3 protein-coding genes and 1 pseudogene are annotated in these 6450 nt (G+C 40.5%); 2 read left to right on the forward strand and 2 right to left on the reverse strand.

Annotation, left to right across the window (positions count from 1 at the left end; genetic code table 11):
* Window positions 1-280: 280 nt before the first annotated feature.
* Together FKN88_RS17070 and FKN88_RS17075 are read right to left on the reverse strand one after the other, a co-directional pair.
* Window positions 281-3490 carry a hypothetical protein gene (locus tag FKN88_RS17070; RefSeq protein WP_306687755.1) on the reverse strand — a complete coding sequence of 1070 codons (3210 nt, stop codon included), beginning with the start codon at window positions 3488-3490 and terminating at the stop codon, window positions 281-283.
* 12 nt (window positions 3491-3502) lie between these two features.
* On the reverse strand, window positions 3503-4918 hold the full coding sequence (locus FKN88_RS17075) for a hypothetical protein (protein ID WP_306687756.1): 1416 nt from the start codon (window positions 4916-4918) through the stop codon (window positions 3503-3505).
* Window positions 4919-5128: 210 nt separating this feature from the next.
* On the opposite strand from FKN88_RS17075, the gene FKN88_RS17080 reads away from it, so the two are divergent.
* The gene (locus FKN88_RS17080) at window positions 5129-5989 is read left to right on the forward strand and encodes a YafY family protein (RefSeq protein ID WP_306687757.1); all 861 of its coding nucleotides are present in this window, start codon (window positions 5129-5131) and stop codon (window positions 5987-5989) included.
* A 15-nt stretch (window positions 5990-6004) separates the two neighbouring features.
* Window positions 6005-6193: pseudogene (locus FKN88_RS17085) on the forward strand (LacI family DNA-binding transcriptional regulator); the annotation flags it as partial.
* Window positions 6194-6450: the final 257 nt, after the last annotated feature.

A 6450-nucleotide genomic window follows, 5' to 3' on the forward strand; every position in this document is an offset into this window, starting at 1 on the left:
AGCCAACCAAAATTAGTGTGCCAATGAAGCAGAAGCGTTGCATGATGAACCCCGGCTTCTTGGAGCAAGTCTTGTTAGCTGGATTTAAGTTGGCGGCTAAATTCTAACCATTCATGCGGACGCCCTGGGACATGACGGTTATTGTTACCTAATCAACTGGTTAAAGCAGAGACTCACTGTGGCCTTGAAACTTTCAACTGTTAAGTGCACCCCGAGTGACAACGAGGCGCTTACTATATTACAACAAATGGGAAACACAAATCTAACCGAACGGCCTAAATTAGATTTTGGGCTTATAAATGTAACAACCTCGCCTTAAAAAGGTTTCATGGGAATTTGGTGAGTAAACAGATATCAAACCTTGTTTGTTTGCAGCGATATGATTCCAGCTACCATCCTCAAAAACCAACTCATGGAATTCTTTCCCTGTAGGGCTTACATAAAAACTCTTGTAGTTCCAAAATAGGCTCATATGATCAAGGCTGGCTAAAGCATTGACATAAAAGCCCTCCGATTTAAGCCTCCACTCGTAACCATTTTGATCAGACTCCATCATTTTATCGGAATACAAACACAACAGATTATGACCTATATTTGTAATAATTGGCGTACTATAATTGTCGTCTTCACTTTCCCATGTACAAGTACGCCAACCTTTTCCTTCAATGAAATAACTAACAAAAGAAGTGGCATTGTTTTTCTTTTTTAAATTCTTATATAACCAACTATATGTACAAAACGCTAGCAGAGCATTCCCACTAGGTAATCGCTGAATGCTCGTGACCTCAATACCCTCAGCAAAGTTTGGAGTATCTTTCCAAGGCTTCCACTGCTTGTCGAGTTCTGAAGTGCAAAAAACTTTCACTCTTGCGTAACCGCAAGTCTCATTAGAATCAAAAATAAGGCCTTTTTTAACGTACGTAAATTCACTTCTCTCAGTAAATCGCCATAACCATAATCCATTAAAACAACAAATATCTTCTGTTGCATTTAACTCGTAGCCAAACCCTTCAGGGTAATTGCTTTGTTTCCAGCATTTTGCATCTTGAGAGTAATAAAAGCCTTCACTGTAACCTGAAAATGCTATCCATATATCAGCCACAAAAACTAATTTCCTAATGTAGGGCGTATTTTCTTCGTTATCACTAAGACATACTCTGTCCCAATTTTCACAATCAAGACTGCGATAAACGCGGCTGTCGTAATCAACAATTAGCCAAATAGTACCGTCTGTTTTTATATCTTTAATATCCTCCGGATCACAAGGTGGTTGCTCTATTTGACTCCATTCGATACTAAGCAAATGTTCACAGTCATCCTTTTCGATCACAACTGCTTGTTTAGTTAATTTTTCCTGCTGTTCTTGCTCTAACTGCTCTTCATATTTCCTTTTTTTTAGTTCAAGAATTGATTCATTTTCATTAAAATTCCCATCTATAAACAGACTTAACTGTGACGCCAAATCACGACAAGCATCATGAAAAGAATGGAGTGTATTTGTTAACTGCCGTTCAAAGTGGCAAAACTGCTCATACCATTCTTCGTTGGTACTAGAGTTATCCAACTCAAAATCTCTATAACCAATCTCATGTTTAAAATCAATAGATGAGAAACCCCATCGCTTCAGCTCATTATTGCCCTGATAAAAAATGCTCCGATGATTAGAGATAAACTCGCTATACTTATTTTTGATACTATTAAGCGACGATAAGCAGGAAGTACGGCCAATTGTAGAATAAGAACTACTTATCTTGCCAAAAGCCTTATCTATTAAAGAGAAATCCCAGTCATTTGGGTTATAAGAATCATAATCCATCGCTTTTATTTCAAGATCAGAAAGCTGGTCTTCAATTTCATCAGAATCAAATCGAACGTTGTCTAAACGATTTTTCAATTCAAAAAATGATTGTTCGAAACGCAATTCTCGATAACGCACAATATTTTTCCAGCCATGGCTCTGTTGCTGGATCTTCTCGGCAGCAAGAAGTACTTTTTCTTCATCTTGCTCTGTGAGTATTACCAATATGTGAGGAAATTGTTCTTTAAGCTTTGCTGGTTTCAGTTCTTGTAAAATGCGAGCAATATATGGAGTGTCAAGTGGCTTCTGACACAAAGTTAAAAAGTAGAACACATCGAGTAGCCAAGTATAGATAATATCGTCATTATCTAGAAGTGCTCTCAAAGTTGGTAAGTATTCTTGCATTTTTAGAGGGTTGCTTATCAACGTCATTATTTGCTCTAATGACGGTGAGAGTCCAGCTTTGTCACCCAACAACTTAATAAATGCTTTGCTCTCTTTGCTCAACGTCTCAGAACTATCAACACATAAGGCAAAAAGCAGCAAATAATTGTAACCCGCTTGTGTGTTATTACTGGTATCAAAGAAAGTATGGGTGTTAATAACCGGTAGTGAACATATAAGGGTCACTGACTCGTCGTCGCTCTCTTTAATGGCGTCATCAGCTAAAAGGTTCAGACCGCGTTCATTTTTATAGAAATCCAAAGTCAGTAAACTGCCTCCGATGATTTCCTCAATCAGATCCCGCATGCGATATTGTGTTTCTAAACCAGAAAACTCTCTGCCAAAAAATCGGGAGACAATACGCTCTCGTTTCTTGTCAGTGTCGCAAACTTCAATGTCTGAGAGCAGGTCGATGATTCGGTCATACTCATCAGAAAGATAGTAGAGCGAATTGAACGCCAATCCCGAAATGTTTTTCTGAATAAAGTAAGAATCAACGAGGTGTTCGTTGTATGACAGTTCAATGAGAGAGCGGTAGCGATCAATACTGCTGCTTACTTCAATTTTATCTATCAAATCGAGAATAAAATCTAGTAATTTAACGTCTTGATCACAGTCAACTTCCAGCTTCTCTAGGATAACGATAAGGTGGTTAATGTCCTCTGATGTAAGCATGATTCCTGGATGACTTCGCATAAAATCATAGGTTAGATTCAGCACCAACAACACCTTAGGCATCGACTTAAACCGACGTTTGTTCGCTTCAATACTCAATGACCATTGATGGAAACTGGAATTGTTCTCTACACGGATAAGGCGGCGGTTGATTTTATCAACTGCTTTGATGAGAAAATCGCGAGTTTCAATGATGTATTCATTCATCGTTCCCAAGTTGTTGCGGATGACGGCAATGCCTTGAGCGTTAATCAGATTTTGTTGCTGCAGTTGCTGAAGGTAATGCCAAGCAAACTTCTGCATTTGTAGCACATCAACCTGATTCTGTAACTGGTTCTCACTGTTTTGACCATTTAACGCACCGAAAAAACGCTTAAAAAAACCACTTTCGACCTGTTGTTTCAAACGCTCTTCACTGCATGAGAAAAGCCGTGAGGCATCCATCGCGAGTTGTTGGGTCACTACTACGTCATTTTTATATTTCGTAACAAGCACCTCAACCATTTCCTGCTCTGCATTATTTAATGGTTGTTGAAAATTTTGGGTTGGTACAGCTTCAATCATTTCACTCATTTTAAATATGCCTTAGAGATTATCGATTAGGTTCTTCAGTTGTGTACTTTGGTCTGCCATCGTTTTAACTTGGTTATCAAAATGACGCTCAGACAAATATAGCCCTTTGTGGAATTCTGCATAAAAAGCTTGTGACACCTGCAGATACTCCAAGGCCTCATGCATGATCATCGTGTTACTTGCCACACTCTCTGTTGCCTCAAGTGTCAGACGGAAATTTCTCTCAATGTGGTTATCGATGGCAATGCTCATCGCCATTGACGTGATCAGACCGCCGATGATCGCTCCAATCAATGCACCAGCCGGTCCACCGAGAGCACCTACAGCTGCACCAACAGAACTACCAGCAACTCCCGCACCAGATTGCAACAGATTTTGACCAGATCGAGTTTCGAGCTCTTCTCGAGTAATTTTACCCGCCGCGAATAAGACGACGTTCTGAACCACATCCACCGCACAAACAGCCCCTGCTGCTACACCATTGTTAGCAAAAGCTCGCTTGAATGCTGAACCTGCAAACAAGGTCGGTAAATTTCTTGCTGTCATGCTGACAGTAGCTGTGGCAACACCCGCTTTCAATGCGCTATCACCAGCAGCAACAGCAGTATTCTGCAGAATCTCGAAAGTTGCTTGCTCGGCGGTAATCTCTCCATCTCGTACGCGTTTAATCGATTGGAACGTGTTGATACTACCCGCAATGACCGTGGTAATGACCGCAGCCGATTTAGCGGCGCGCAAACTCTGCTGAACAGTCGATTTATTGAGATATTCCTTTTGCATGCTTTCATGCAATTCCTTTCCTTCTTTGTTTCCTTTACCCAAAGACTCTGCGTCACGTTTACTAAGTGGAGTTGACTGGGCACCATCTACATCAAGATTTCCACTTATCTTGTCGCGCACAGCTTCAGCTGCCTCAGCCACTTCTGAGCGTGTTTGACCATTTATGCGTATGTCCTTTTCTGCGGCAGCTTTAATCTGGTCAATTTGATCTGCAGGCCCAATAAACGCATCACTGTCTTTATATTTGACAATGCCATCCTCTGTCGCTCTGAACGCCTTTTGAGTAGACTCTCCATCTTTGTAGTATTTAAGTTGAGCACCAAGTATTTGCTCATCCCCTTTCATTACAACGATATCATGGGTTAAATGGTTTTTAGCGAGAGGAGAGTTAGTAAAATTATCTGTAAAAGATCGAACGTCCTTATCTTTTAGAATAGCGTCCAAGTTGAATGATTCAGCATGCCAAGTCTCTGCGGCAAAACCACCTTTAATTGCGCTGTTCTGTGCTGTACTCGCAACTTTATTAATAATCGTATTCGCCTGATTTATCTCTTGCAGCATTTTTCCAATCTTATCTGACGCTTGAGTTGGCCAAATCGGACAGAGACTAATGGAGTGGCTTAAGATTCTATTATGTTTTTTATTCATAGATTTCCCTAACCATAAAAATATGGACATTGACCATATTCCAGTTGATGTAGAAGTTTTTATTACATTTCAGCAATACTCATTAAAAACTCATGAGCTTCAATTAGATCGCTATTGACGTTGTTATGGCCAATAAATAGTATGTATTTACTTACGACAGGTAAATACTGATTACATAAACATGTCGAATAACCAAACAGGAGTCTTAAAATGAGCGCGTGGCCGATACGTTGGGATCTGCTGTTTCGATACCGGATGATTGAGATTATTGCTTTGTGGGAAGGAAGATTAAATACCAACCACTTAATGCAAAGTTTTGGCATTGGTCGGCAGCAAGCGTCAAAAGACATCAATACTTACCTATCAGACATTGCACGAGGTAACTTGATTTATGACAAAAAGCTAAAAGGCTACAAGCCAAGTGATAGCTTTGTTCCTAAGCTAACCAGCGGACATGCCGATGAGTATCTGCATATTCTTTCTCGTACTGAAGATATGGCCGTGACGTTTACTGAACTGGATATGGGCTTTGAGAACACGGCGATGGTACGTCCAGTTACCCGTAATATTTCACCAGAAATTTTACGCCCTCTTGTTCAAGCGATACGAGAAAAAAAACGTGTCGATATTTGCTACACATCGCTCAAAGATGGTGAGCCATCTGAGCGGATTATTTCCCCGCACACTCTGGTTTGTACTCCACTGCGCTGGCATGTACGTGCTTATTGTGAGCAGTCTGGTGATTATCGAGACTTTGTTTTAAGCCGTATTCATGGCATACCGGATATCAACGATAACGCCATTCATGGCAAACTAGGGGATGAACTTTGGAACACCCAAGTTACGGTTGATATTGTGCCCGACCAACGGTTCAACGAAAAACAAAAAATGGTGATCGAAAAAGATTATGCCATGAACAACGGCGCTCTCAGTATCGAAACCAACGCGTCACTCATTCGCTATGTACTGGATGCTTACCATATTGATGTTTATACACAAAAGTCTAACCCGCAAGGGCAACAGATTGTGCTGGGGAACTTTGAAACGCTGAAAAGTTATTTAATGATTTAACCTTGGAGGTAAAACGTGGCCACGATGAAAGATGTCGCGAACCTAGCGGGGGTATCCACAGCAACGCTATCACGTGTAATCAATCGTACAAGTTATGTTGAGCCTGTGACACAAGAACGCGTTGAGGAGGTCGCCCGTGCCAACGGTTGCCAGTTAGTCGTGATCATTGGAGGGCACAATACGCAACAAGAAAAGGAAAAGCTTTTTAGAAAACGGTGGTCAAGTTGGTATCTTAGTTTTATTAACAAATGATCGCTATATCACACTATTTTAATTCTGGAATTAGCTGAGGAATAACGGAGACCCTGTAAATAATTTTGTGTAACTGCTATTGCGACCCTGTAAATAATTTTGTGTAACTGCTATTGCTTACAAGTAATCAGTTAATCGTTCTTCAAACATAATCATAAAGCGATTTAGCGCTTGCTTCCAGTGATGAATTGGCATCGTCCATCTCTTGG

Source organism: Vibrio sp. 2017_1457_13 (assembly GCF_030851525.1).
In the GTDB taxonomy this organism is placed as follows: domain Bacteria; phylum Pseudomonadota; class Gammaproteobacteria; order Enterobacterales; family Vibrionaceae; genus Vibrio; species Vibrio metschnikovii.